Genomic DNA, 26,320 nt, shown 5'->3' on the forward strand with positions numbered 1-26,320 from the left:
ATCAGCGCTGACAACCCATGGATAACCGGGCTCTGGCGAGCCGATCAGTAGGCGACCTGGTAAATGGCCAACGCATGGGCCTGGGTCATTTCACGAGGGTTGTTGGTCAGCAGACGTTCATGCAGCATGGCGTCCGTGGCCAGGCGAGGCAGTAGCGCCTGATCGACACCCACATCACGCAGACGCGCGGGAAGGCCGCTGCGCTCGCTGAGGTCGGCCAACTCGATGATGAACTGTTCGGTGTGATCCGTGGCGTCGCCCCCGCGAAGGCGCTCGCCCAGCAGCAGCGGTGCCAGCTCTTCATAGAGCGGCGCGGCGACGGATGCGTTGAAGCCCAGCACATGCGGCAACAGCACCGCCGTGCTCACTCCGTGCGGTACCTGACAATGCCCGCCGAGGGGATAAGCCAGGGCATGCACGGCCGCCAATGGCGCATTGGCATACGCCTGCCCGGCGAGGCAGGAGCCCAGCAGCATCGCCTGCCGTGCCTCGCGATTGCTGCCGTTGTGTACCGCTTCGTCGAGATTGGCGCCGAGCAGTCGCAGGGCTTCCCGGGCGAGCATGTCGGACAGCGGATTCTTGCGCCGAGCCCCGGTATACGCCTCGACTGCATGCCCCATGGCCAGGATGCCGCAGGCCGCGGTAACGGGTGCCGGCAACTGCAGGGTCAGCTCCGCGTCCAGCAATGCCAGATCCGGCAATAGGCGAGCCGAAACCACCGCGATACGCGTGGAATGCGCCGTGGTAACCACGGCAATGGGCGTCACCTCGGAGCCGCTGCCAGCGGTAGTCGGCACCTGGATCAACGGCAGGCGTTGCCCTACAGCCTTGTCGACACCATACAGATCGTCGAGCGACTGCCGACAATCGGGATGAGCCAACAGTGCGACCAGCTTGGCCACGTCCAGCGAACTGCCGCCACCGAAGCCTACGACCAGATTCGCCTGCACGTTTTTTGCGAACTGCGCGGCGCTGGTTATCACGTTCTCCGGCGCGCCGGCGGTCACACCGTCGAACACATGCAAGGCCACATCGCTGCCCGCAAAGGCGGCCCGCACCTCTTCGAAGAAATCGAGCCGCGCGACCCCGGCATCGGTCACCAGCACGACTGAGCGCGCCCCCCATGCCGTGCACAAGGGCACCAGCCGTTGTACGGCTCCGGGTTCGCAGATGAGATGGGCGGCTGTAGCGAAGCTGAATGGCTGCATGACGCTTTCCTCTTCTTGTGATGGCGCGCAGGTGGTCGCGCGTGGAGCCATGCCCTGTGTATCAGGCTGCCGGATCACGACAACCAGACAACGGCCTCCTGCTATTCATAGTAGGTCGGGAAACACCATCTGCCCGGAAAAACCGAAGCCCGGCGCCGTTCCTCGACTCCACGCAAGTGCCCGAAGCGCTCGCTGAGCAGCTAAGTGAATAGCGTCCGGAGCCGTGCAGAAACAGCGTGTGGGGGAATCTCGACCCGCTCGCTGTCGACGGAAACCTGGCGTAACAACAGGCGCAGCTGGAAACCACACCATCAGCAAGTCATCCCGTGCCTGGCGGTGAAGTCGGATCGAATCGGTCGTAGTCACAAAACGCATCGAGCCCTCTGTATCGTCATTATCGACGACGGCACAGAGGGCTCGGTTTGTGTGTTTTCAGATAGATCTGCGCGCCTATTCACCAGAACAGACGCGCAAGGAGATCACTCTCTGCCGAGAGCCTCCTGGCGATCCAGAAAGTCTTCCTGCAACAGGGCATCGGAGTTTTCAGGCTCGCTGGTGTCCAGCTTCTGTTCGAGATGCCCGGTGCCGACCGCCTTGATTTCCAGCTTGCCAACCAGATGTTCCAGCGCATGGCGCATCTTCTCGGCGGCGCCTTCCACAGCCTGCTCCAGCGATTCAGCTTTGTGAGTGACCGAAAGCGGCTGATGGCCCTTGGGCCTGGCTTCGATCTGGCAGCGCTTGTCGTCAGCTCCGCCCTTGCCACCATTCTCATCGCTGATATGTACTTCCACCCGCGATAGAAACTCCTCGTAACGCTCCAGTCGATCCGCCACCGATGCACCGACCCATTCCTGGAGTCGCGCACTACCTTCGATATGGTTGCTGTTCACTTGAACTTGCATGGTATTCCTCGCTTTGACGGGTCTATCACCTTGGATACGATAGGCCGGAACTAGGTTCCTGCTGTTTGCCCCTCGAGCATAAGCGCCTGTTCATGATCTTTGTGTACTTGGGAACCCGTATCCCTATGGATCGACAGCAATAAGACGGAAGCGGCCTGTCGTAGCGTGAACGACGCTTGCCTACGCGGCCCGATCCGTCCACCACTCTGCAATCGCAATGGTGGATGAAAAGAGCGTCATCCACCCTACATCTGACAATCGTGGCAGGATGGGTGCAACCCATCGGCAATTGATGGGTTTCACCAGGCTGTATTGGATGTGCCAGCCAAATGTCGGATTACGCTTCGCTAGGCTGCGCGCCCCGATCCAACCTACAGGTCGTGGCCCGAACGTAGCCTGGATTAGCCGCAGGCGTAATCCGGGGCCGAAGGCCTGATCCTTTCGTTCAACGCGGATCATCGACCGGCCGCTTCAGAAACGGTCGCGGATCACCACCTCATCGAACGGCAGCTTGCCGATACGCGGTTTGGCATCGATGGCTTTCTTGCCAACGGCGACCATCAGGCCGATCACGTGGTTTTCCGGCAGGTTGATCAGCTTGCCCACTGCGTCGAAATCAAAACCGTCCATGGGGCAGGAGTCTAGCCCTTTGCCGCGCGCCGCCAGCATCAGGGTCTGCGCCATCAGGCCACAACTGCGCATGGCTTCATCACGCTGCACCTGGGGCTTGTCGCGGTAGTAGGTGTCGATGGCGCCTGCCATGTATTGCTGCACCTCCACCGGCGCGCCGTCCCACACTCGGCTGACGTTCTTCTCCCAGCTATCGACCTGAGCGCAGATCACCACGAGCATCGAGGCATCGGTCATCTGCGCCTGCCCCCAACCGGCTTCGCGGATTTGCTGACGCAGCGCCGGATCACTGACTTCGACCAACCGTACATGCTGCAGGTTGAACGCTGACGGGGCGAGCAGCGCCAGCTGCAGCAGCTCGTTCTTCTCTTCGCTGCTGAGGGTGAACCCTGCGTCGTAACCCTTGATGGCGCGGCGGCTACGGATGGCTTCATCGATATGCATGGGATAACTCCGGAAACGGTGATGGAAAAAATGCTCTGCAATGCTAGGCAACACAGCGAGGCAAAACCATCGGGCTTTTGCGATCCGATTCATCGCCTGTAACGATTTATTCGAACCCCCGCCCAGCTTCGCCAGTCGATTACCCATAACCTGCAGCCCGTGCCTACCTTCGCGCCCTGAACCTCATCCACAACAACAGGTGTTTACAAGGTAGCCTCAAGGCTCTATTACGACTGTTCCATACGAACGTTCGAGCGTTAAGCTGTCGACCATGACCAACCCGCCCTACATCTCCCCACCCACTGCCGAAGCCGCTGCGCTGAAGGTGGGTGGAGACTGGACGCTCGCCCACTACGGCGCACTGCTCGCTCAGGTAGACGCGATCAGCCGCGAGCGGACGGATGACCTGCCTGCAGATATCAGCGAACTGAACGCGCTGGATACCGCCGGCGCCAGCCTGCTGGTGGAGTTGCTTGGCACCGAACGCCTGAGCCAGTTACTGCCAACCGCGAACCTCAGCGAAGAACGCCGCGCCTTGCTGCAGACCGTCGCCACGGCCATGCAGGAAGCGCAGCAAGCACCGGAACATCCCAGCCACTCGACCTACCGCGAGTTCTTCGGTCATATCGGTGAGGTGGTAGAAGGCGTTTGGCACAAGGCTGTCGGGTTGCTGGGTTTCGTCGGTCTTACGCTCAGCACCATGCTGCTGATTCTGCTCAACCCGCGCCGCTGGAGGCTGACGTCGTTCGCTTCGCACCTGGAACAGGTCGGCCTCAATGCGGTGCCCATCATCGCCTTGCTGACCTTTCTGGTCGGCGCCGTGGTGGCCTTCCTCGGCGCGACCATCCTTGCCGACTTCGGGGCGACCATCTATACCGTCGACCTCGTAGCGTATTCGTTCCTGCGTGAGTTCGGCGTGCTGCTCACCGCCATTCTCATGGCCGGCCGTACTGCCAGCGCCTTCACCGCACAGATCGGCTCGATGAAGGCCAACGAGGAAATCGACGCGATCCGCACCCTGGGCCTAAACCCCATGGAGCTGCTGGTGCTGCCGCGCGTGTTCGCCATGCTGATCGCCCTGCCGCTGCTGACCTTCATCGCCATGGTCTGCGGCATGGTCGGCGGTGCCATGGTATGCATGCTGACGCTGGATATCTCGCCGGCGATGTTCATTAACCTGCTGCAGGAAAATATCCCGATCAATCACTTTCTGGTGGGCATGCTCAAGGCACCGATCTTCGCCTTCCTGATCGCCGTGATCGGCTGCCTCGAAGGCTTCAAGGTCACCGGCAGCGCACAATCAGTGGGTGAGCGCACCACTTCCAGCGTGGTGCAGTCGATCTTCGTGGTGATCGTGGTGGACGCCGTGGCCGCGCTGTTCCTGATGGAGATGGGCTGGTGAGTGACGAAGCGATCATCCAGGTACGCGACCTGACCAATCAGTTCGGCCCGCAGGTCGTACACCAACACCTGGATCTGGATCTGTACCGCGGCGAAGTACTCGGTGTGGTGGGCGGTTCGGGCACCGGTAAATCCGTGCTGCTGCGCACCATCGTCGGCCTGCGCCAACCCAACGCGGGCACGGTGCGGGTGTTCGGCGAAGACCTGCTGGCGCTTTCGGCGCAACGCCGCTCCGAACTGGAACGGCGCTTCGGCGTGCTCTATCAGCGTGGCGCGCTGTTCTCCTCGCTCACCGTGCTGGAAAACATCGCCCTGCCACTGATCGAACATGCCGGGCTCAACCGCGCCAGCGCCGAGCGCCTGGCCGAATCCAAGGTGGCACTGGTCGGCCTACCCAATCATGCTGGCGACAAGTACCCGACCGAGCTGTCCGGCGGCATGATCAAGCGTGCGGCCCTGGCCCGCGCCCTGGCGCTGGAGCCGGACATCCTGTTTCTCGATGAGCCGACGGCAGGCCTCGATCCGATTGGCGCCGCGGCTTTCGATCAGTTGATCCGCACCCTGCGCGACGCCCTGGATCTCAGCGTTTTCTTGGTCACCCACGACCTGGATACGCTCTATACCCTGTGCGACCGAGTGGCGGTGCTATCGCAGAAGCGCGTGTTGGTGGCCGACAAACTCGAAGTGGTCGCCGCGACCGACGATCCCTGGATTCACGACTATTTTCACGGCCCGCGCGGACGCGCTGCCGAACAGGCTTCAGCGAGGATTAGTTGAATGGAACCACGCGCCCACCACGTATTGATAGGCATGTTCACGGTAGCGATCGTCAGCGCCATCCTGCTGTTCGCCCTGTGGCTGGGCAAGTCCAGCGCGGACAAGCAGTTCAATTATTACGAAGTGATCTTCACCGAAGCGGTCAGCGGCTTGTCTCAGGGCAGCGCCGTGCAGTACAGCGGCATCCGCGTCGGCGACGTCACCAGCCTGACCCTCGACCCGCAGGATCCGCGCAAGGTGCATGCGAACATCCGCATCACCAGCGCCACGCCGATCAAGGAAGACACCCGCGCCCGCCTGACCATCACCAACATCACCGGTGGCGCGGTGATCCAGCTGCACGGCGGCTCACCCGAAAGCCCGTTCCTGAAGGCCAGCAATGGTGGCATACCCGTGATCATCGCCGACCGCTCGCCGCTGTCACGGCTGATGGCCAACGGCGAAGATCTGATGATCAGCGTCACTCGCCTGCTCGACCGCGCCAACGCCATGTTCTCCCGCGAGAACACTCAGAATATCGCCAAGACCCTGCGCAACCTGGAGCAGATCACCGCCAGCGTCTCCGAACAACGCGACGAGCTGCGCGAAGCACTGGCCCAGATGAGCGTCGCCGGGCGTGAAGCGGCGGCCCTGATGAACAACGCCAACCAGCTATTCTCCGGCCCCGCCCGGAACACCCTGGACAGCGCCGAGCGCCTGGTGTCCTCGCTGGAACGCACCAGCAACAACATCGAACAACTGCTGCAGGACAATCGCGCCGCCCTCGATGGCGGCATGCAAGGCATAGGCGAACTGGGGCCGGCCATCAATGAACTGCGTGACACGCTCGGCTCCCTGCGCTCGTTCTCCCGGCGACTGGAAGAAGATCCCGCCGGCTACCTGCTGCGCAGCGACAGCATCAAGGAGTTCCAACCATGAAAGCATTCGCCACCCTCGGCGCCCTGCTGCTGACGAGCGTGCTCAGTGCCTGCTCGATTCTGCCCGCTGGTGAAACGTTGAACGTTTATCTGCTGCCCAGCAACTTGCCGGTACGCGCGACCGAGGCGCCTCGTGAGGACTGGTCGCTACGGGTCAACCGGCCACAGAGCAGCCAACTGCTCGACAGCCCACGCATTGCCGTACTACCGGAAGGTGATCTGATCAGCGCGTATCAAGGCGCACGCTGGAGCGACCGGGCTCCCGCGCTGTTTCGTGATCGACTGATCGGCGCCTTTCTCGATGACGGCCGCGTCGGCGCCGTCAGCAGCGATGACAGTCGCCTGCAGGCCGACCTGGAGCTGAGCAGCGACCTGCGCGCCTTCCAGAGCGAATACCGCAACGGCCGACCGGAAGTGCATATCCTGCTCGATGCTCGTCTGGTACAGGCCGGTAATCAGCGCATTCTCGCCAGCCGCCGTTTCGAGGTACGCCAGATCGCCGGAGACACCGCCGTGGAATCGGTCGTGAAGACATTCGGCGCAGCCAATGACCAACTCTCGCGCCAGTTGATCGATTGGGTGGTGGAACAAGGCCAGCGTAACGCGCCGAATACCAGCAAGCCTTGAACAGCGAAAATGTATGAAGGCTGTGATGGGTCGGGCGGCGCAGCAATTGATGGGTTTCACCCATCCTACGGGCTGCAAAGAGGCGTAAGCAGACGTAGGGTGGATCGGGGCGCGTAGCCGACGCTCTTTTCATCCACCATTGCGATCGCAGAGCGGTGGACGGGTCGGGCCGCGTAGGTGAAACGTCGTCCACCCTACGACAGGCGGCTATCGCCTTCCAACACCACATTGCTCAACACAAACTATCGATCCGCCTCACCTACATCGCAATAACGAAACGGCCGGTGTGATCGCTCACACCGGCCGGTTGTTTTGCTGCTACCGCAGGGCGTCAGGTGAAGACGATCTCCTCGCCTTCGACCTTGCCGGTCACGGTGCTGCCCGGGTTGAACTTGCCGGCCAGGATCATCTGCGCCAGCGGGTTCTCGATCCAGCGCTGGATCGCCCGCTTCAATGGACGTGCACCATACACCGGGTCGTAACCAACGGCGATCAGCTTGTCCATCGCCTCGTCGGACAGCTCCAGGCTCAGCTCGCGCTCGGCCAGGCGCTGCAGCAGGCGCGACAGCTGAATGCGGGCGATGCCGGCGATCTGCTCGCGAGCCAGAGGCTCGAACACCACCACCTCGTCGATACGGTTGACGAACTCGGGACGGAAGTGGTTGCCCACCGCATCCATCACCGCCGCGCGCTGCGCCTCACGGTCACCGACCAGTTCCTGGATCTGCGCCGAACCCAGGTTGGAGGTCATCACGATCACCGTATTCTTGAAGTCCACGGTACGGCCATGGCTGTCGGTCAGGCGGCCATCTTCGAGCACCTGCAGCAGCACGTTGAAGACATCCGGGTGAGCCTTCTCGACCTCATCCAGGAGCACCACCGAGTATGGTTTGCGGCGCACCGCCTCGGTCAGGTAACCGCCCTCCTCGTAGCCGACGTAGCCGGGCGGCGCGCCGATCAGACGAGCCACGGAGTGCTTCTCCATGAACTCGGACATGTCGATGCGCACCAGTGCGTCCTCGGTATCGAAGAGGAATTCGGCCAGCGCCTTGCACAGCTCGGTCTTGCCGACGCCGGTCGGACCGAGGAACAGGAACGAGCCGCTGGGCCGATTCGGATCCGCCAAGCCGGCGCGCGAGCGGCGCACGGCATTGGACACCGCGACCACGGCCTCGTCCTGACCGATGACGCGCTGGTGCAGCAACCCTTCCATCTTCAGCAGCTTGTCGCGCTCACCTTCGAGCATCTTCGACACCGGAATCCCCGTCCATTTGGAGACGACCTCGGCAATCTCTTCCTCGGTCACCTTGCTGCGCAGCAACTGGTTTTCGGTCTTGCCGTGCTGATCGACCATCTGCAGGCTGCGCTCCAGATCGGGAATCACACCGTACTGCAGCTCGGCCATGCGGTTCAGATCACCCTTGCGACGCGCCGCTTCCAGCTCGGTACGGGACTGCTCGATCTTCTGCTGGATCTGCGCCGAGCCCTGGACTTCGGCCTTTTCCGACTTCCAGATTTCATCGAGGTCGGAGTACTCCTTCTCGAGCTTGGCGATGTCTTCCTGCAGCTTGACGAAGCGCTTCTTGGCCGCCTCGTCCTCTTCCTTCTTCAGCGCCTGAGCCTCCACCTTGAGCTGGATCAGACGGCGATCCAGGCGGTCGAGCACCTCAGGCTTGGAGTCGATCTCCATGCGGATACGGCTGGCCGCTTCGTCGATCAGGTCGATGGCCTTGTCCGGCAATTGACGATCGGTGATGTAGCGGTGGCTGAGCTTGGCCGCGGCGATGATCGCGCCGTCGGTGATAGCCACCTTGTGGTGCACCTCGTAACGCTCCTTGAGGCCCCGCAGAATGGCGATGGTGTCTTCTTCGCTCGGTTCATCGACCAGCACTTTCTGGAAGCGACGCTCCAGGGCGGCATCCTTCTCGATGTACTGGCGGTACTCATTCAGGGTGGTGGCGCCAACGCAGTGCAGCTCACCCCGGGCCAGGGACGGCTTGAGCATGTTGCCGGCGTCCATGGCGCCCTCGGCCTTGCCGGCGCCGACCATGGTGTGCAGCTCGTCGATGAACAGGATGATGCGGCCTTCCTGCTTGGATAGCTCGTTGAGCACCGCCTTGAGGCGCTCTTCGAACTCACCGCGAAACTTGGCGCCGGCGATCAACGATCCCATATCCAGGGACAGCAGGCGCTTGTCCTTGAGTCCATCGGGCACCTCACCGTTGACGATGCGCTGGGCCAGACCTTCGGCGATGGCCGTCTTGCCCACGCCGGGTTCGCCGATCAATACCGGGTTGTTCTTGGTACGGCGTTGCAGCACCTGGATGGTACGGCGGATCTCGTCGTCACGGCCGATCACCGGATCGAGCTTGCCCTCTTCGGCACGCTTGGTCAGGTCAACGGTGTACTTGTCCAGAGCCTGGCGGGACTCCTCGATATTCGGGTCGTTCACCGCATCACCGCCACGCAGGTTGGCGACGGCGTTCTCCAGAGCCTTGCGGCTCACGCCCTGTCCCAGCAGGAGCTTGCCCAGCTTGGTGTTCTCGTCCATGGCGGCGAGCAGCACCAGTTCGCTGGAGATGAACTGGTCGCCCTTCTGCTGCGACAGGCGATCGGCCTGATTGAGCAGGCGCGCCAGATCCTGGGACAGGCTCACATCGCCGGTAGGGTTCTGGATCTTGCCCAGGTGGTCGAGCTCTTTGCTCAGGGCCTGGCGCAGGCTGTTCACATCGAAGCCCACCTGCATCAGTAGCGGGCGAATGGAGCCGCCCTGCTGGTCGAGCAGCGCCTGCATCAGGTGCAGCGGCTCGATGGCGGAATGGTCGTGGCCGACGGCCAGGGACTGGGCGTCGGAAAGGGCAAGCTGCAACTTGCTGGTCAAACGGTCGATTCGCATGGCGTCATCCTTCCTTTAAAGGCAGGCCGGCGCGGTGCATGCGCCTGAAATCAAAACCTGCCGAGATGAAGCATAGATGAGGCCGATTGTGCGGGTTTCAAGCGTGGCGGTGTTGATCACGGTCAAGCAGCGCCGAATGGCTGAGCAGACCTCAGAACCTGTTCACGATCTGTGTACTTGGCAAATAGGAACCGTACCTATGGATCGACGGTAAAAAGGCGGAAGCGGCCGTTCGTAGGGTGGACGACGCTTCACCTACGCGGCCCGACCCGTCCACCGCTCTGCAATCGCAATGGTGGATGAAAAGAGCGTCATCCACCCTACGGGGTAAGCGTCCGCTTCCGCCTTTGAGCACATGGGGTCTCATCGAAAAATCGTGAACAGCCCGTAGGATGGGTGAAACCCATAAATTGCCGATGGGTTTCACCCATCCTACGACCTGAACAGACCTCAGATCGGTAGGAGCCCGCTTGCGGGCTCCTACGAAAACCTTAGCGATCCGCCAGCCAGATCAACGAGGCGAAGCGGCCGGTCTGGGCGGCGCGCCGGTAGGAATAGAAGCGCGAATCGCTGACGGTGCAAAAGCCGCCGCCATACACCGCGTTGATACCGCGTGCGGCCAGACGGATGCGCGCCAACTGGTAGATATCCGCCATAAAGCGCCCGGCGTTGGCGCTGGGTATGAAGGCACTGGCTGCCTGATCATGCTGGCTGACGAACGCCTCGCGCACCTCGGCACCGACCTCGAACGTCTGTGGGCCGATAGCCGGGCCCAGCCAGACCAGAGTGTCCTCGGGCTCCGCGGCCAGTGCATCCAGCGTGGCCTCCAGCACGCCGTTCGCCAACCCACGCCATCCGGCATGAGCTGCCGCCACACGGGTACCCGTACGGTCGCAGAACAGCGCGGGTAGGCAGTCGGCGGTCATCACCGCACAGGCAACGCCCGGTGTGGCCGTCCAACTGGCATCGGCCTCGATGACGCTTTCCGGGTCAGCCTGAGCGACGGCAATGCCGTGCACCTGCTGCAGCCAGGCCGGGCGGCAACCCAGCTGACTCAGGAGCCGCTGACGGTTCTTGGCAACAGCCACCGGGTCATCCTCGACATGCGCGGCGAGGTTGAAGCTGTCGTAGGGCGCCGCACTCACACCACCGGCGCGAGTGGTCACGCAGGTACGCACCCACTCGGGAGCGGGCCAATGGGGTGTCAGCCAGTCATGGGCCTTGTCGCTCATCCGATGAACGCCTCGCGATCCTGACGCAGCAGCGTCAGCAACCAGACGAAATCATCGGGCAACGGCGACTGCCACTTCATACGCTCACCGGTAATCGGATGATCCAATTCGAGGAAGCGGGCGTGCAGGGCCTGACGCGGAAACTCCTTGAGGCTCTGCACCATGGTCGGGCTGGCGGCCGGCGGAATGCGGAAGCGCCCGCCATAGACCGGATCGCCGACCAGCGGATAGCCGACGTGACTCATGTGCACACGGATCTGGTGCGTGCGCCCGGTCTCCAGCTTGACCCGAGTGTGGGTGTGCGAGCGGAAACGTTCGAGCACGCGGTAATGGCTGACCGCCGGCTTGCCGCCATCGGTAACGGCCATGCGCTGACGCTGCGAGGAGCTGCGGCCGATGGGGGCATTGATCTTGCCGCCAGCGGTGATCACGCCAATCACGATGCATTCATAGATACGGCTGACCGTACGCTTCTGCAACTGATCGACCAGGCGGGTCTGCGCTTCGATGGTCTTGGCCACCACCATCAGGCCGGTAGTGTCCTTGTCCAGGCGATGCACGATGCCGGCCCGCGGCACGTTGACGATGTCCGGCACGTGGTGCAGCAGCGCATTGAGCAAGGTGCCGTCGGCGTGCCCGGCAGCCGGATGCACGACCAGGCCAGCGGGCTTGTCGATCACCAGAATCTGCTCGTCCTCGTAGACGATATTGAGCTCGATGTCCTGGGCGATCCATTCACCCTGGGCTTCCTGCTCGGCGGAAAGGGCCAGCACGGAGCCGCCGTGAACGATGTCACGGGGGCGCAGCACCTGACCATCGACGGTCAGATTGCCCTCCTTGATCCAGCCGGAAAGGCGCGAGCGCGAGTGCTCGGCGAACAGCTGGGCGGCGACTTGGTCGAGGCGTTGACCGCCCAGATCGTAGGGCACCTCGGCGGATAACTGAATGGCCTGCTTATTAATAGATGACATGCTCGGCAACGGCGGGGGCATAGCCTTTGGTTTCAGCTACACGCTTGTGGTTAAATACGGCGTCTTTGCCCCAGGGGTACCGGGGGCGCTCATCATAACAGGACGGCCCTGCCCAAGACAGCCGCCGTCCCAGGGACGCAAGCCGCCATGCAAGTGAAACACCTGCTGCTGATCGCCATCCTCGCACTCACCGCCGCCTGTTCGTCCAAGGAAGTCCTGGATGAAAACCTCAGCGAGGCCGAACTCTACCAGCAGGCTCAGACAGATCTGGACAACGGCAGCTACACCAGCGCCGTCACCAAGCTCAAGGCCCTGGAGTCCCGCTACCCGTTCGGCCGCTATGCCGAACAGTCGCAGCTCGAGCTGATCTACGCCAACTACAAGAACGCCGAGCCGGAAGCTGCGCGCTCCTCCGCCGAGCGTTTCATCCGCCTGCACCCGCAGCACCCGAACGTCGACTACGCCTACTACCTGAAGGGCCTGGCATCGTTCGATCAGGATCGCGGCATTGTTGCGCGCTTCCTGCCGCTGGACATGACCAAGCGTGACCCGGGCGCGGCCCGCGACTCCTACAACGAGTTCGCCCAGCTCACCAGCCGCTACCCGAACAGCCGCTACGCGCCGGATGCCAAGCAGCGCATGATCTACCTGCGCAACCTGCTGGCCTCCTACGAAATCCACGTTGCCCACTACTACCTGACCCGTCAGGCCTATGTCGCCGCCGCCAACCGTGGCCGCTACGTGGTGGAAAACTTCCAGGAAACGCCATCCGTCGGCGATGGCCTGGCCGTGATGGTCGAGGCTTATCAGCGCCTGACCCTGGACGACCTGGCAGCCACCAGCCTGGAAACGCTCAAGCTCAACTATCCGGATCACCCGAACCTGGTCAACGGCGAATTCGTGCCTCGCGAGGAAGACGCCGATAATCGTTCGTGGCTGGCCAGGGCCACGCTGGGTCTGATCGAAAGCGACGTACCGCCACCGCCAAGCCAGACCCAGGCGAGCCAGGACGTGATTCGTCAGTACGAAGAAGCCTCGGATCAGATCCCGGCTGAACTGAAACCGGAAAACCAGAGTGAGCAAAGCGAAGAGCCGCAAGGCAGCAAGCGCTCCTGGTTCAGTTACATGACCTTCGGCCTGTTCGACTGATCCTGGCAGCACCGCGTTAACCAAGATGCCAGTCAACCGACTGGCATCTTGCGTTTCTGCACTGCAAAAACGCTGACCAAGCGGCTGTCCGCCCACCCCTTCCTTAGCTAAACTGGTGCATTCATCTATGTGAAGAGAGCGCCATGGGCCTGTTCCGCCTGCTGTTCTGGATTGCCATCATTTTTGCAGTCATCTGGGTTTGGCGCCGCTACTTCGGTGCGGCGCGTCGACGCCAGGCGCCGCCGCCAGCGGAAACCCCAACACCGATGGTGCGCTGTGCCCATTGCGGCGTGCACACGCCACAAGAGCACGCCGTGCAACTGGCACAGCGCTGGTATTGCAGCCAGGCCCATCTCGAACAAGGCCCCAAGCCCGGTGATCGCTGAAGGTCTCGCTCTAAGCGGCCAGCAGGGTCGCCGTATTTTCAGGCTGTACCACCTTTACCGATTGCTCATCGGTGTCCTGCTGGTTCTGCTGATCTCCGCCGACCTGGATGGTGAACTGCTCGAACTGGCACACGTGCCGCTGTTCCGCGGCACCAGTTGGCTGTATCTGATCCTCAATATCTTCGTCGCGCTGATCATTCAAAACCCGCGCAGCCTGGTTCAGGTGTTCGGCGTGGCCCTGGTCGACGTGATCCTGCTGTCGACTCTGTTCTATGCCGGCGGCGGCACACCCAGCGGTATCGGCAACCTGCTGATCGTTGCGGTGGCGATCGCCAATATCCTGCTGCGCGGCAGGGTCGGCGTGCTGATCGCAGCGAGTGCGACGATCGGCCTGATCTACCTGACGTTCTACCTCAGCCTCAGTCACCCCCAGGCCAGCAGCCAGTATGTGCAGGCCGGCGCACTGGGCGCTCTTTGCTTCACTGCAGCGCTGTTCGTGCAGGGCCTGACGCGGCGCCTGCAAGCCAGTGAAATCCTCGCCGAGCAGCGAGCCGCCGATGTCGCCGACCTCGAAGCCTTGAACAACCTGATTCTGCAGCGCATGCGCACCGGCATCCTGGTGGTGGACGAACAGCATCGCGTGCTGCTGGCCAATCAGTCCGCCTTGAGCTTGCTCGGCCGAGAGAACCTGGCCGGCAAGATTCTCGACCCGCACTGCACCGAACTGGTCAAACGCCTGCAGTACTGGCTGGAAAACACCAGCCTGCGTCCGACCAACTTGCAGGCCCGCGCCGACGGCCCGACCCTGCAGCCCAGCTTCATCTCCTTGCAGCGAGGCGGCCAGCGCCACACGCTGATCCTGCTCGACGATATCTCGCAGATCGCCCAACAGGCCCAGCAGCTCAAACTGGTCGCCCTGGGCCGGCTGACCGCAGGCATCGCCCACGAGATTCGCAACCCGCTGGGCGCCATCAGCCATGCTGCACAATTGCTGCAGGAGTCCGAAGACCTGCACGGGCCAGATCAGCGCCTGGCGCAGATCATCCAGGATCACTCCCGGCGCATGAACCTGATCATCGAGAACGTCCTGCAACTGTCGAGGCGACGTCAGGCAGAGCCGCAACTGCTGGATCTCAGGTATTGGCTGCATCGCTACGCTGCCGAATTTCGCAGCACCGCCACGGCCTCGAGAATCCTGCACCTGAGTATCGAGGGCAGCAACATCCAGACCCGCATGGATCCGAACCAGCTGACCCAGGTGATCACCAACCTGGTACAGAACGGCCTGCGTTACAGTGCCCAGCTCAATCCCCGGGGTCAGGTGTGGCTGAAACTGTTTCGCGATTCGCACAGTGATCTGCCGGTGCTCGAGGTGCTCGATGACGGCCCGGGCATCACGACAGAACAACTGCATCACATCTTCGAACCTTTCTACACCACGGAAAACAAAGGCACCGGCCTGGGCCTGTATATTTCCCGCGAGCTCTGTGAAAGCAATCAGGCTCATCTTCACTACAAACCACGCGAAGGCGGCGGTGCATGTTTCCGTATTACCTTCGCTCATCCGCGAAAAATGAGCTGAACGACCGATGAACCACCAGAGAGCCCTGATTGTCGACGACGAACCCGATATCCGCGAGCTGCTGGAGATTACCCTCGGGCGCATGAAACTCGACACGCGCAGCGCGCGCAACGTCAAGGAAGCGCGCGACTGGCTGGCCAAGGAGCCATTCGACCTGTGCCTGACCGACATGCGCCTGCCCGACGGCACCGGCCTGGATATCGTGCAGCACATCCAGCAGCGCTATCCGCAAACGCCCGTGGCCATGATTACCGCCTTTGGCAGCCTGGATACCGCGATCAACGCGCTCAAGGCCGGCGCCTTCGACTTTCTCACCAAACCGGTCGATCTCGGTCGCCTGCGCGAGCTGGTCGCCACCGCCCTGCGCCTGGGCGCCGACCAGGATGAAGAAGCACCAGGCGCCAGCCGTCTGCTCGGCGAATCGCCACCCATGCGCGCCCTGCGAGCGCAGATCCAGAAGCTGGCGCGCAGCCAGGCACCGGTATATATCAGTGGCGAATCCGGTAGCGGCAAGGAGCTGGTCGCCCGACTGATTCACGAGCAGGGGCCGCGCCGAGAGCGCGCCTTCGTGCCGGTCAACTGCGGTGCGATTCCGTCGGAACTGATGGAAAGCGAGTTTTTCGGTCACAAGAAAGGCAGCTTCACCGGCGCCATCGAAGACAAGCAGGGCCTGTTCCAGGCCGCCCATGGCGGCAGCCTGTTCCTCGACGAAGTAGCCGACCTGCCGCTGACCATGCAGGTCAAACTGCTGCGGGCGATCCAGGAGAAAGCCATTCGCAGCGTCGGCGGCCAGCAGGAGGTCGTGGTGGATACCCGCATCCTCTGCGCTACCCACAAGGATCTGGCCGCCGAAGTGGCCGCAGGGCGCTTCCGTCAGGATCTGTACTACCGTCTCAATGTCATCGAACTCCGCGTGCCTCCACTGCGCGAACGCCGCGAAGACATCCCGCTGCTGGCCGACGTAATGCTCAAGCGCCTGAACGAAGGCATCGGCCTGCCGCCCGTGAAACTCGATGGGCCAGCCCTGGACAAGCTCAAGAGCTACCGCTTTCCCGGCAACGTACGCGAACTGGAGAACATGCTGGAGCGCGCCTACACCCTGTGTGAAGGCGACGTGATCTGCGCCAACGACCTGCGCCTGGTCGATGCGTCACCCGCTGGTGAAAATGGTGATGCCAGCCTGGCGCAGATCGACAACATCGAGGACTACCTGGAAGACGTCGAGCGCAAACTGATCATGCAGGCTCTCGAAGAAACCCGCTGGAACCGCACCGCCGCAGCCCAGCGCCTGGGCTTGAGCTTCCGCTCGATGCGCTACAGACTGAAGAAGCTGGGGATCGACTGACCATCGGTGAAAATGGCTGCTGCCCGTTAGCCGTTAGCCGTTAGCCGTTAGCCGTTACACGAATGATCCTGTGCTAGGATTCCCTCACTTGAGTTCATCGAGAAATAGCGTGAAACCGTCGCTAGCACTTGATCTAAAACGAGCCGCCATCCGCGAAGCGACCAGCCGCTTTCGCGCAGCCAACCCACGTGTATTCGGCTCAGTACTGCATGGTACTGACCAAGAGGGCAGTGATCTCGACCTGCTAGTGGACGCTCTCCCTGGAGCAACCCTATTCGACCTCGGTGGTTTGCAGGCTGAGCTGGAAGAGATTCTCGGCGTTCAGGTAGATCTGCTCACTCCCGGCGACTTGCCCGCCAGCTTCCGCGAACAAGTGCTGTCAGAGGCACGATCGGTTTGAAAAAGTATCGTCTGGACGACTATCTCAGCCACATGAGACAAGCCGCAAGGGATGCATGCAGCTTCGTCGAGGGTTTGGATAAAGACGATTTCGATACCGATAAACGCACGCAGCAAGCCGTCATCATGAATTTCATTATTATCGGTGAAGCTGTAACCAAGTTAATGGATGGGCATATCCAGTTCGTGAACGAGAACCCCCAAATTCCATGGCGAAACATGCGCGGTATGCGCAACCGCATTGCCCATGGCTACTTTGATATTAATCTCGACATCGTTTGGGAAACGGTACAAACGGCGCTACCGGAATTGCTCGAGCAGTTGCTCACTGTCGATAGTAGAGATGATTCAGATACCGCCAGCCAGTAGCAGGCCGTTAGAAAAATGTAGGCGAGGCAGCCAGCGCAAGGCAAAAACAGGCGAAACGTAGCGCAGCGGAGTAACAGCCGAAGGCTGGCCCGCAGGGCGAACGAAGTGAGTCAAAAGCGCAGTTTACGTGTTGTAAATGAGCATTTTGAGCCTGTTTTTAACGCCGCGATGGCAACGTAGGTAGTTTTTCAACAGCCTGGTAGGGTGAAACCCCGCCTTCTGCGTCACTGACCTCCGCCAACGCTTATAAACGTAATATCGGTGCATAAGGCGCCGGATCGATAATCGGCTCACGCCCCAGCATCAGGTCAGCCAGTAACCGGCACGATGCCGGTGCCAATACCAGGCCATTGCGGTAATGCCCGCAGTTCAGCCACAGCCCCTCATGGCCGGGCACCTCGCCAATGAAGGGAATCCCCTCAGGCGACCCGGGTCGCAACCCCGCCCAATGCCCCACGACCTCGGCATCCTTCAGCGCCGGCAGCAAGGCTTCGGCCGAGGCGCGCAGGCTGGCCAGAGCATCTTCGGTAGGCGTCTTGTCGAACCCGGCATGTTCCAGGGTGCTGCCTACCAGAATATGGCCGTCGCGACGAGGGATCGCATAGCGCCCGCGGGCCAGCACCATGCTTGGCAAGAAGTCCTCGGCACATTTGAACAGGATCATCTGCCCCTTGACCGGCTCCACCGGAAGCGCCAACCCCAGGCTCTGCAGCACCTCGCCACTCCAGGCTCCGGCCGCCACCGCCACCTGATCCGCCAACAGCTCGCCGTCGGCAGTGCGCACCCCGACGATTCGAGCCCCCTCGCGGACGAATCCCTCGACGGGGTCGTGCTCGCGCAGAGTGACCGCAGGCATGCCCTGCAGCGCCGCCCGCAGCGATTTCACCAGCCGCGGATTGCGCACGTTGGCCACACCAGACATATAAATCGCCCGTTGGAACCCTGCACCCAGCGGCGGTACCGCGGCATAAGCCGATGCAGCGGACACCTCATGCAGCGGCCGCCCTTCGCGCTGCGCCCAAGCCAGCGCCTCAGCCTGATCGTCCAGATCCAGCCAGTACAAGCCGGTGACATGCACCTCCGGATCCAGACCGGTACACGCCAGCAGTTGCTGACCGAGGCCCGGGTAATAATCCTGAGACCAATGGGCCAGCGCCGTCACTGCCTGGCTATAGCGCCAGGGATACAGCGGCGAGACGATCCCGCCCCCTGCCCAGGAAGCCTCGCCCCCGACAGATCCACGATCCACTAGCGTGACGCGCTTGCCCGCCGTCGCCAGTTGATACGCCGACAACAACCCAATGACCCCACCGCCGATAACGATCACATCCGAACGCACAACTCACCCCATCGCGTAAACGGCAAGCCTTGACAGCGACACCTCAGGGTCTAAACAGAAAAGGCAGGCCAGGAAGGCCGCCAATCATACGCGCATAGGGATTTGCACCATGAATGGAAATCAACAGAAGGCATTCAGCCTTGTGGAGTTGCTGACTGCCATAACGCTAGTGGCGATTCTCATCAGCCTGGCCATTCCGGCATTCGCCCGGTTTCAAGAAAGCAAACGCCAGGAATCTTCGCGCGATCTACTTGCCCGTCATATTCAACAAACACGTGCCAACGCCATTACGCTCGGACGCCCCCATCAGCTATGTGGCTCCAGCGACGGCGAAAACTGTGATGGCGGATGGGGCAGCTACTGGTTGATTACCACGGTCGGCAAGGAGCCAAAGATTCTTCGACAGCAAGCGGCGCCCACGAAAGATTTGTGCTGGGCGGGATTCGGCAGCAACAGCATCCGTTTCCATAGCAACGGCACGAGCTGGGTCAGCAACGGTACCTTCTCCATCTGCAACAGCAATGGGCCTCACTGGCAGCTGGTACTCAACCGTCAAGGCCGCTTGAAACTGGTTACCAGTGGCAACTCAAGATGCTGCTAGACCAGTCATCCGTGCATCAGAACCGATCATCCCCAGTAAGAAGACAGGCGCCAGCGAAGCCGTCAGGATTCGTCCGCCCTCCTGTATTTAGACTGGACAACCATGCCAAGACTCTCGGATTGCCATTATTTAGTGTGCTTGCGCACGCAACGTGGCTTCACCTTGATCGAACTGATGATCGTCGTCACGTTGCTCGGCATCTTCGCCGCCATCGCTGTACCGAGCTTTACCCAGTTCATCAACAAGAGCCGTACTCAGTCTTTCAATAACGAATTGCTTTCATTGCTGCAATACACCCGCAGCACGGCCGTCGAGCAGCGAACGTTCCTCAAAGTCTGCAAGGCAACGATAGATAGCGGTGACGCCTGGGCAGTCAAGAAGGTTTGCGATGATGACGACGAAGACCCATTACGTACGCTGGATGTACCTGAAAAGCTACAGGTAACTGCCTCTGTGGATGAGATCGCTTTTCGATACAACGGCACAGGAACAGATGCCCAGCTGATCACTTGTCAAGGCAGCGACTTCGCCAACGGTTTCACTATCGACATCAAGGCCAGCGGCAGTATCCAGAGTTGGCCGAGGGGCAAAAAGGAAACCTCCACCAATATGACTGCCTGCCAGTAAAGCCCGGGGAATGGCGATGAACAGAAATACCAAAGGTTTCAGCCTGATCGAGGTATTGGTCGCATTGCTGCTGACCACTGTCGGCGTACTTGGCATGGTCGCGTTACAGGGGCGCAGTGTGCAGTACGCTCAGGATTCGGTGCAGCGCAATGTGGCGGTAGATCTGGCCAGTGAACTGGTCGAAATCATTCGCGCGTATCCGGAAGAGACTTTTAGCAATACCGCGCCTGCTGCACCGATGAATAGCGGGCTCACCTCCAGTTCGATTTTTTACAAGACCAAGGCTCAGGACTTTTCCAGTAGTGCCGACTGCGTCGCCACTGACACCATAGTGGCGAAAACCGCCAAAGAGCAGCGTGATTGTTGGGCAAGCAGAGTCAAGGCACTGCTACCGGGCGGCTCAACCGTGTTCGTGAGCGATACCTATATCTGCCGCAGCAGTAGCGCGGGCAATTGCAACAATCAAGGCTCGATGATCGAGATACGCCTGGCCTGGCAGGTGCGTGAAGGCGCCTGCCTGGATGCCGCCGATACCAGCAATACCTCTACTGTTTGTACCTACACCGTGCGAGTGCAGCCATGAATCGAATCACACGCCAGGCGGGCCTGTCGCTGGTCGAACTGATGATTGCTCTGGCTATCAGCAGCTTTCTGATACTGGGGATTACTCAGGTCTACATCGACAACCAGCGCCATTATCTTTTCCAGCAAAGCCAGAGCGGGAATCTGGACAGTGGCCGTTTCGCTGCATTGATATTTGACCAATATCTGGGCAAAGCCGGCTACCGTCGTACACCTTCCAACCTCTTGGAAATGACCTTTCCGGAGCAAACAGCTTCTGGCGGCTGCCTAGCCTTTAGCGCTGGTGCATCGGTCACCGGGCTGGATCCTGCCGAAGGCACCGGGTTCTGCGTGCGCTACCAGCCCCAGGTTAGCGGTGAGCTGGACTGCCAGGGGGTCGCCAGCAGCACCGTCTATACCAAAGCCTTCCCCGATGTCGCCGCAAGCAGCCTGATCGTGCTTGCCCTCAAATACGAAGAGGGCGCCTCAGGTGAATTGCAGAATGGCAGGCTGCTGTGCAAAAGCCTTAACGTCGCTACCCCCCAATTTACCGAACAGCTCACCGGCATTGCCGACATGCGTCTGGACTTCGGTATTGGCAGCACTGACGTACTGTCGAAAGAAGTGACCTCTTACGTCCCCCAGAAAGACTGGACGACCAGTGCTGGTGCCATCCGCAGCGTACGCTATTCACTGCTGCTCGCCAGCCGCACGGGCCAGCGTGACAGTGATGACTCAAAAGTGCTGACCGACTGGCTGGCACTGGCTCCTGCCACCACCAAAACACGCCTGCAAAGCGGTGATAACAAGCGCATTTACCAGGTTGTTGGAAATACCCAGACTGTTAGGAACCTAATGCCATGAATTCTCTTTCTGGTCGTCGTAATCAGGGAGGTGCCGTCCTGATGATCGCCCTCGTCATGCTGCTGGTACTGACTTTACTGGCGGTTGGCAGCATGCGTGGCACTACCCTGGAAAGCCGTATTACCGCCAACCGAGCCCACGACACTCAGCAACAAAGCGCCGCCGATGCCGCCCTGCGCGAGGCCGAATTCCGCTATTACGGCCCGGCCAACCTGGCAGACAAACTTGAGGGTAACGCCGCCAACTGCGCGCTTACCAATACGCTGAAAGCCAATGGCCTTAATAAGCCTTGCCTGCTGGCCATCAACGACGATGATTTGCTTAATTTCGTTGAAAAACCCTGGCTGACAAGTGCGAGCTATCTCAAATCAGAGTCCAATAACAGCCTGCTGTGGATGCCTTACCGGGGAACGGATGCGGCCAACCAAACGGTCGCGGGCAACCGAGAAACCACCAGCAACCAAACAACTCATTGGAATAGCACGCGCGCAGTTACCTCCAGCAATGCTGCAATCAACGCGGAATACGGAATGGTTGCCGAAGGGCAAGGTACTTATTACTACCTCAACAATTCCAAGGCGGACGATCAGGTCTACCTGCAGTCGACGCACGCCAACATCTATCTGGGCCTGAACAATTGAGAGCCGGCATAATGAAACTTCTTCAGCTCACCTCTTACGCCAAAGTGCTTTCTTATACTGTTTTCGGTGTTGCACTGCTGCACGGCGCCAATAGCTACGCAGCTGTTTCACAAAGCCCACTGAGTTTGACTGTTGGCGTACCGCCTAACATGGCGCTGACTCTGGACGACTCGGGTAGTATGCGCTGGGCTTTCGCCCCCGATAACATCAATGGCGTACATGCCACTCGACGGGCCAAATCGAGCGATTTCAACCCGCTGTACTTCAACCCCAATATCTCCTACAGCGCACCGATCGTGTTCAGCACAGCCGGCACCGAGCAGCAGCTCTCCACCAGCTACAGCGCCGCCCTGCTCAACGGTTACAAGAGTACCTACGGCAGCATCGACCTGCGTAGCAACTACAAATTCACCTGGAGCTACGACCTGCTCAGTACCCAGGCCACGGCCTACGGCTACAGCAATACCAGCAACCGCTTGGGGGAAAACCCCTCCGCAGACTTCAGCGCCAGTGCGACTCGCACCACCAACGGCACCACCACGGTGACCAAGGGCAACATCAGTTTCGCCATCACCCGAAGCGGCAACAATTCCTGCACTGCCACGGCGACCCTCGCTGGGGTCACCGTCACGGCCACTTGTACCGGCTCAAACAACAACTTCACTGCCACGTTGGCACAACGCGGCGTACCGGCTTACTACTACACCTATGACGCCACCCTGGCCACCAACTGCACCACGGCCAACGAAAACTGCTACCGACTAAACTTCGTCAGCAGCGACCAGCAGCAGAACTTCGCCAACTGGTATTCCTTCTATCGCAACCGAGCCCTGGCCACTATTTCCGCCGCAGCGCTGGCCTTCTATGACCTGTCGTCCTCAGTGCGTCTGACTTGGCAAGGCCTTGGCAACTGCACCAGTTTTACCGGCAACGACACCAGCAATTGCTATAACAACTCCCTCAAGGAATACTCGGCTACGCACAAGGGACAACTCTACGCCTGGCTACAAAACATCAATTTCAACCAGAGCACCCCCCTGCCAGCAGCACTTAAACGCGCGGGCGAGTTCTACACCACCGCCGCGCCCTGGCAGAAAAATCCCAACGGTACTGGTAACACCACTCAGAACACCTACGCCTGCCGCGCCAGCTACCACATTCTGATGACCGATGGGCAGTGGAACGCCACTACCACTATGCCCAGCAACTTCCGTCACGACGCGACCACCTTCACCCTGCCGGATGGGCGCACTTACAGTGAGCGTAAACCCTTCTATGACAGCCAGGCGCAGACTCTCGCCGACCTAGCCATGCACTACTGGGCTACCGATCTCCAACCAAGCCTGGACAACAAGGTACCGGCCTATATTCCCTTCAAGAGCGGCGACACCACTACCGACTACTGGAACGCGCGCAACGACCCGGCCACCTGGCAGCATATGACCAACTTCGTGATGGGCCTGGGCCTGACTGAATCGCTCAACAACACCAATGTGCCCTGGGCTGGCAGCACCTTCACTGGCACCGGCTACAACAACCTGGTCGATGGCACTGCGACCTGGCCAGCGGCCTCCAGTGGCAGCGCCAACAATGTCTACGACCTGTGGCACGCCGCGATCAACTCGCGCGGCGAATTCTTCAGTGTGGACAGTCCTGAAGCCATGGTTCAGGCATTCGATGACATCCTTTCCCGCATCGCCGACCGTAAATCCACGGCGGCCCGCCCAGCCATCAACTCAGGCCAGGTCAGCACGGACGAAAACGATAACGGTACGCTCAAAACGGTTTCCTACCAGACCTCTTACGCCAGCGATGACAACTGGTCAGGCGACGTCAAGCGCTTTGAAAAAAGCTGGAATGCCGAGACCAGTACTCTGGAAACCAAGGAGGTCTGGAGCGCCAAGGCCAACGTGCCTGGCACCCGCAACATCAAGATCGCCGGCACAGGCAATACAGGTCTGGCAGACTTCGACGCGAATAACGCAGCGTTGACCAGCTATTCGGGCACTACGCTGCTCACTTATCTGAATCGCGACCCAGAAAACGCCAATGCCGTCGATACCAAAGGCGCGGAGCGGCTCAGCTATTTAAGGGGCAATCGCGCGGGTGAAGGCACTACTTACAGGCAGCGCAGTGGCGTGCTGGGCGACTTCTACTCATCCACTCCCGCAGTAGTGCTGAATACTCCGCGTTATCTGGAGCAATTCTCCAATAATCTGGAAGGCAATACCCGTTACACAGATTTTAAGAACTCTATCGCTTCGCGTTCGCCACGTATCTATGTCGGCGGTAATGACGGCATGCTGCACGGTTTCAATGCCTTGACGGGCGTCGAGGAGTTCGCCTTTATCCCTTCTGCGGTCTTCCCGAAACTCAACAAGCTTACGGGCACCAACTACAGCCATGAATTCTATGTAGAGGGCTCGCCTGTAGTCGCTGATGTTTATACAGGAACCGAGTGGCGTACCATTCTGGTCGGCACATTGAAAGCGGGCGGCAAGTCCATCTTTGCCCTGGATATCACCACGCCTGGGCAGGAGAAGCTGCTGTGGCAGTTCGATGAAAACTCTATTACCGATACCAATGCGGTAAAAATGGGCTACAGCTTCTCCCAACCGACTATTGCTCGCTTACATACCGGCAAATGGGCCGTAGTCTTCGGTAACGGCTACGAGAGCGCCAACAACACCAATGGCAAGGCAGCGCTGTTCATTGTCGATGCAATGGAAGGCACGCTCCTGAGAAGCCTGGAGGTACAGGGTACCAACGGCGTGGCTAACGGCCTTTCGACGCCCAAACTGGGCGACTTCAACGGTGACGGCACAGCCGATTATGCCTATGCGGGTGACCTGCAGGGCAACATGTGGCGCTTCGACCTGCTGCGCGCCACGCAAGATGCGACTGCCCCGTTCAAAGTCACGAATGACGTCCCTGCCAGCGCTTTCAAGGTAGGTTTTGGTGGCAATCCGCTGTTCAGAGCATCAGCGGATACTGCTGGTACGCAGCGCCAAGCCATTACCTCCGCGCCTAGCCTCGTGACTCACCCAAGCGGTACTGGCTATCTGATTGTCTTCGGTACTGGACGCTTCTTCGATACTGCCGACAAGGAAGGCGACAAGAGCATGGCCCAGAGCGTTTATGGCATCTGGGACAAACAGACGCTTGGAGAGACAGCGAGCAACCCCAATATCTCTCGCTCGAGCCTGCAGGCGCAGAGCATCACCACAACGACTACCGTATCGGCCGATGGCGGCACGGCCCAAGGGCGGGTTATCAGCGACAATACTGTTCGCTGGCAGGAATCCACCGATTCGTCGGGCGCCACGTTGTCGGCGCAGAATGGCTGGTACCTGAATCTGGTGCAGACCGATGGCGAGATGGTGGTAGAAAACATGTCGCAGTTGGGTCGCACCATTTTCTTTCAATCCCTGGTACCTAACGACGACCCCTGTGGCGACGGTGCGAGCAACTGGACCTACGCACTCAACCCCTATTCGGGCGGAAGAACTTCCCAGAAGGCTTTTGACTACACACCAACCACTGATGTCGGCACAAGCATAGTTTCGGCCGTTCGTCAGGACGGAGAAGGCGGTGGTACCGTATCGCAAAACCCTGACAGCAGTTACCAGTACTGCACAGGCCAATCGTGCATCAATATCTATCCAGACCCGAGCAGCATCGGCCGCCAAAGCTGGCGCCGTACGGAGGAGCAGGAATGAGTCGTTCTAAAAGCTTCGCGTTACCTGGCAATCGCAATGGCAATGCGGAGCAAGCGGGTTTTACTCTGATCGAGATGATGATCGTGGTAGTCATCATCGGCATCCTTGCGGCCATTGCTTACCCTAACTACGGCGAATACGTGAAACGTGGTAATCGCACAGAAGGGCAAGCATTGCTCAGCGATGCGTCGGCGCGTCAGGAGCGCTACTTCAGCCAGAACAATGTCTATGTCACTGATAATGCCAAAATTGGCGATCTCGGCTTATCCCTGCGACCAGGCAACAAATCTCCCACGGATAAATATGTGTTTTCGATCAGCAAGGAAAACACAGATGGTGGCTATACCCTGACTGCCACTCAACAATTCAACGACACCAAATGCGGCAACCTGACGCTTAATGCCAGAGGAGAACGTGGAATCACTGCTACAGGAGCCAGTGCCAGCGACTGCTGGCGCTGATATTCCGGCCCCAGCGGCAATCGCTGGGGCATTCCTTATCTGCTGGATAAGGCTTCGCACGCGCTCCGAAGGCCAGGACGCGTCCAAGGTTGCCCTCGCATTAATCTCTGCCCCAACTACACCTCTCCCGTTACTGTTGCTATCTGCCCTTCATTCGATGCGACCATATCGCCAGCATGTGGTCGTGAAACCACAACGGATCGATGATTCAGGACAACCCGATTTGGACGCTTCCACCGTGCAAACGGCGTAGCCGCCTGGCCGTTTGAGCG

24 protein-coding genes are annotated in these 26,320 nt (G+C 60.2%); 17 read left to right on the forward strand and 7 right to left on the reverse strand.

Annotation, left to right across the window (positions count from 1 at the left end):
• Positions 1-44: 44 nt before the first annotated feature.
• From DNK06_RS08170 to DNK06_RS08180, 3 genes are all read right to left on the reverse strand, one after another.
• The gene (locus tag DNK06_RS08170; protein WP_131179535.1) at positions 45-1,208 is read right to left on the reverse strand and encodes an iron-containing alcohol dehydrogenase; all 1,164 of its coding nucleotides are present in this window, start codon (positions 1,206-1,208) and stop codon (positions 45-47) included.
• A gap of 479 nt (positions 1,209-1,687) precedes the next feature.
• On the reverse strand, positions 1,688-2,110 hold the full coding sequence (locus DNK06_RS08175) for an HPF/RaiA family ribosome-associated protein (RefSeq protein ID WP_131179536.1): 423 nt from the start codon (positions 2,108-2,110) through the stop codon (positions 1,688-1,690).
• 471 nt (positions 2,111-2,581) lie between these two features.
• Positions 2,582-3,184, reverse strand: coding sequence for a nitroreductase family protein (locus tag DNK06_RS08180; protein WP_131179537.1), 603 nt, complete (start codon positions 3,182-3,184; stop codon positions 2,582-2,584).
• 271 nt (positions 3,185-3,455) lie between these two features.
• Between DNK06_RS08180 and DNK06_RS08185 the strand changes: the two genes are divergently transcribed.
• The 4 genes from DNK06_RS08185 to DNK06_RS08200 are packed head-to-tail and all read left to right on the forward strand — an operon-like array spanning position 3,456 to position 6,906.
• On the forward strand, positions 3,456-4,586 hold the full coding sequence (locus DNK06_RS08185) for an MlaE family ABC transporter permease (RefSeq protein WP_131179538.1): 1,131 nt from the start codon (positions 3,456-3,458) through the stop codon (positions 4,584-4,586).
• On the forward strand, positions 4,583-5,362 hold the full coding sequence (locus DNK06_RS08190; protein ID WP_131179539.1) for an ABC transporter ATP-binding protein: 780 nt from the start codon (positions 4,583-4,585) through the stop codon (positions 5,360-5,362). The genes DNK06_RS08185 and DNK06_RS08190 overlap by 4 nt, the downstream gene beginning before the upstream one ends.
• Positions 5,363-6,280: an MlaD family protein gene (locus DNK06_RS08195; protein WP_131179540.1), complete on the forward strand. Its 918-nt coding sequence runs from the start codon at positions 5,363-5,365 to the stop codon at positions 6,278-6,280.
• Positions 6,277-6,906, forward strand: a complete 630-nt coding sequence (locus DNK06_RS08200) for an ABC-type transport auxiliary lipoprotein family protein (RefSeq protein WP_131179541.1) — start codon at positions 6,277-6,279, stop codon at positions 6,904-6,906. The genes DNK06_RS08195 and DNK06_RS08200 overlap by 4 nt, the downstream gene beginning before the upstream one ends.
• 331 nt (positions 6,907-7,237) lie before the next feature.
• On the opposite strand, the gene clpB is transcribed toward DNK06_RS08200, so the two are convergent.
• From clpB to rluD, 3 genes are all read right to left on the reverse strand, one after another.
• Positions 7,238-9,802, reverse strand: a complete 2,565-nt coding sequence (gene clpB / locus DNK06_RS08205; protein WP_131179542.1) for an ATP-dependent chaperone ClpB — start codon at positions 9,800-9,802, stop codon at positions 7,238-7,240.
• A 491-nt stretch (positions 9,803-10,293) separates the two neighbouring features.
• Positions 10,294-11,034, reverse strand: a complete 741-nt coding sequence (pgeF, locus tag DNK06_RS08210) for a peptidoglycan editing factor PgeF (RefSeq protein ID WP_131179543.1) — start codon at positions 11,032-11,034, stop codon at positions 10,294-10,296.
• On the reverse strand, positions 11,031-12,005 hold the full coding sequence (gene rluD, locus DNK06_RS08215) for a 23S rRNA pseudouridine(1911/1915/1917) synthase RluD (RefSeq protein WP_131179544.1): 975 nt from the start codon (positions 12,003-12,005) through the stop codon (positions 11,031-11,033). Before rluD ends, pgeF begins: the two co-directional genes overlap by 4 nt.
• Before the next feature lie 147 nt (positions 12,006-12,152).
• Here rluD and DNK06_RS08225 point away from each other — a divergent pair, with 147 nt between their 5' ends.
• The 6 genes from DNK06_RS08225 to DNK06_RS08250 all read left to right on the forward strand — a co-directional run bounded on the left by DNK06_RS08225 (position 12,153) and on the right by DNK06_RS08250 (position 17,235).
• Positions 12,153-13,154: an outer membrane protein assembly factor BamD gene (locus tag DNK06_RS08225; protein ID WP_131179546.1), complete on the forward strand. Its 1,002-nt coding sequence runs from the start codon at positions 12,153-12,155 to the stop codon at positions 13,152-13,154.
• 143 nt (positions 13,155-13,297) lie between these two features.
• Entirely contained in the window at positions 13,298-13,540 is a 243-nt protein-coding gene (locus DNK06_RS08230) for a PP0621 family protein (protein ID WP_131179547.1), read from the forward strand.
• Positions 13,530-15,122, forward strand: a complete 1,593-nt coding sequence (locus DNK06_RS08235) for a sensor histidine kinase (RefSeq protein ID WP_131179548.1) — start codon at positions 13,530-13,532, stop codon at positions 15,120-15,122. The genes DNK06_RS08230 and DNK06_RS08235 overlap by 11 nt, the downstream gene beginning before the upstream one ends.
• A gap of 7 nt (positions 15,123-15,129) precedes the next feature.
• Positions 15,130-16,467: a sigma-54-dependent transcriptional regulator gene (locus DNK06_RS08240; RefSeq protein ID WP_131179549.1), complete on the forward strand. Its 1,338-nt coding sequence runs from the start codon at positions 15,130-15,132 to the stop codon at positions 16,465-16,467.
• 109 nt (positions 16,468-16,576) lie between these two features.
• Entirely contained in the window at positions 16,577-16,867 is a 291-nt protein-coding gene (locus DNK06_RS08245; protein WP_131179550.1) for a nucleotidyltransferase family protein, read from the forward strand.
• Positions 16,864-17,235: a HepT-like ribonuclease domain-containing protein gene (locus DNK06_RS08250; RefSeq protein ID WP_131179551.1), complete on the forward strand. Its 372-nt coding sequence runs from the start codon at positions 16,864-16,866 to the stop codon at positions 17,233-17,235. Before DNK06_RS08245 ends, DNK06_RS08250 begins: the two co-directional genes overlap by 4 nt.
• Positions 17,236-17,479: 244 nt before the next feature.
• Here DNK06_RS08250 and thiO read toward each other — a convergent pair whose 3' ends face one another.
• Positions 17,480-18,574 (reverse strand): glycine oxidase ThiO, encoded by a 1,095-nt coding sequence (gene thiO / locus DNK06_RS08255; protein ID WP_131179552.1) that lies wholly within the window; start codon positions 18,572-18,574, stop codon positions 17,480-17,482.
• Positions 18,575-18,683: 109 nt separating this feature from the next.
• Between thiO and DNK06_RS08260 the strand changes: the two genes are divergently transcribed.
• From DNK06_RS08260 to DNK06_RS08290, 7 genes are all read left to right on the forward strand, one after another.
• On the forward strand, positions 18,684-19,175 hold the full coding sequence (locus DNK06_RS08260) for a GspH/FimT family pseudopilin (RefSeq protein ID WP_131179698.1): 492 nt from the start codon (positions 18,684-18,686) through the stop codon (positions 19,173-19,175).
• A 162-nt stretch (positions 19,176-19,337) separates the two neighbouring features.
• Entirely contained in the window at positions 19,338-19,802 is a 465-nt protein-coding gene (locus tag DNK06_RS08265) for a GspH/FimT family pseudopilin (protein WP_165493697.1), read from the forward strand.
• A gap of 10 nt (positions 19,803-19,812) precedes the next feature.
• On the forward strand, positions 19,813-20,385 hold the full coding sequence (gene pilV, locus DNK06_RS08270; protein ID WP_242674766.1) for a type IV pilus modification protein PilV: 573 nt from the start codon (positions 19,813-19,815) through the stop codon (positions 20,383-20,385).
• Positions 20,382-21,227: a PilW family protein gene (locus DNK06_RS08275; protein ID WP_131179553.1), complete on the forward strand. Its 846-nt coding sequence runs from the start codon at positions 20,382-20,384 to the stop codon at positions 21,225-21,227. The genes pilV and DNK06_RS08275 overlap by 4 nt, the downstream gene beginning before the upstream one ends.
• Positions 21,224-21,868 carry a PilX N-terminal domain-containing pilus assembly protein gene (locus tag DNK06_RS08280; protein ID WP_131179554.1) on the forward strand — a complete coding sequence of 215 codons (645 nt, stop codon included), beginning with the start codon at positions 21,224-21,226 and terminating at the stop codon, positions 21,866-21,868. The genes DNK06_RS08275 and DNK06_RS08280 overlap by 4 nt, the downstream gene beginning before the upstream one ends.
• Positions 21,869-22,017: 149 nt before the next feature.
• Positions 22,018-25,587, forward strand: coding sequence for a pilus assembly protein (locus DNK06_RS08285; RefSeq protein ID WP_242674765.1), 3,570 nt, complete (start codon positions 22,018-22,020; stop codon positions 25,585-25,587).
• On the forward strand, positions 25,584-26,048 hold the full coding sequence (locus DNK06_RS08290; RefSeq protein WP_131179556.1) for a type IV pilin protein: 465 nt from the start codon (positions 25,584-25,586) through the stop codon (positions 26,046-26,048). Before DNK06_RS08285 ends, DNK06_RS08290 begins: the two co-directional genes overlap by 4 nt.
• Positions 26,049-26,320 lie beyond the last annotated feature (272 nt).

The sequence above is a fragment of the Phytopseudomonas daroniae genome, from assembly GCF_004327285.1.
In the GTDB taxonomy this organism is placed as follows: domain Bacteria; phylum Pseudomonadota; class Gammaproteobacteria; order Pseudomonadales; family Pseudomonadaceae; genus Aquipseudomonas; species Aquipseudomonas daroniae.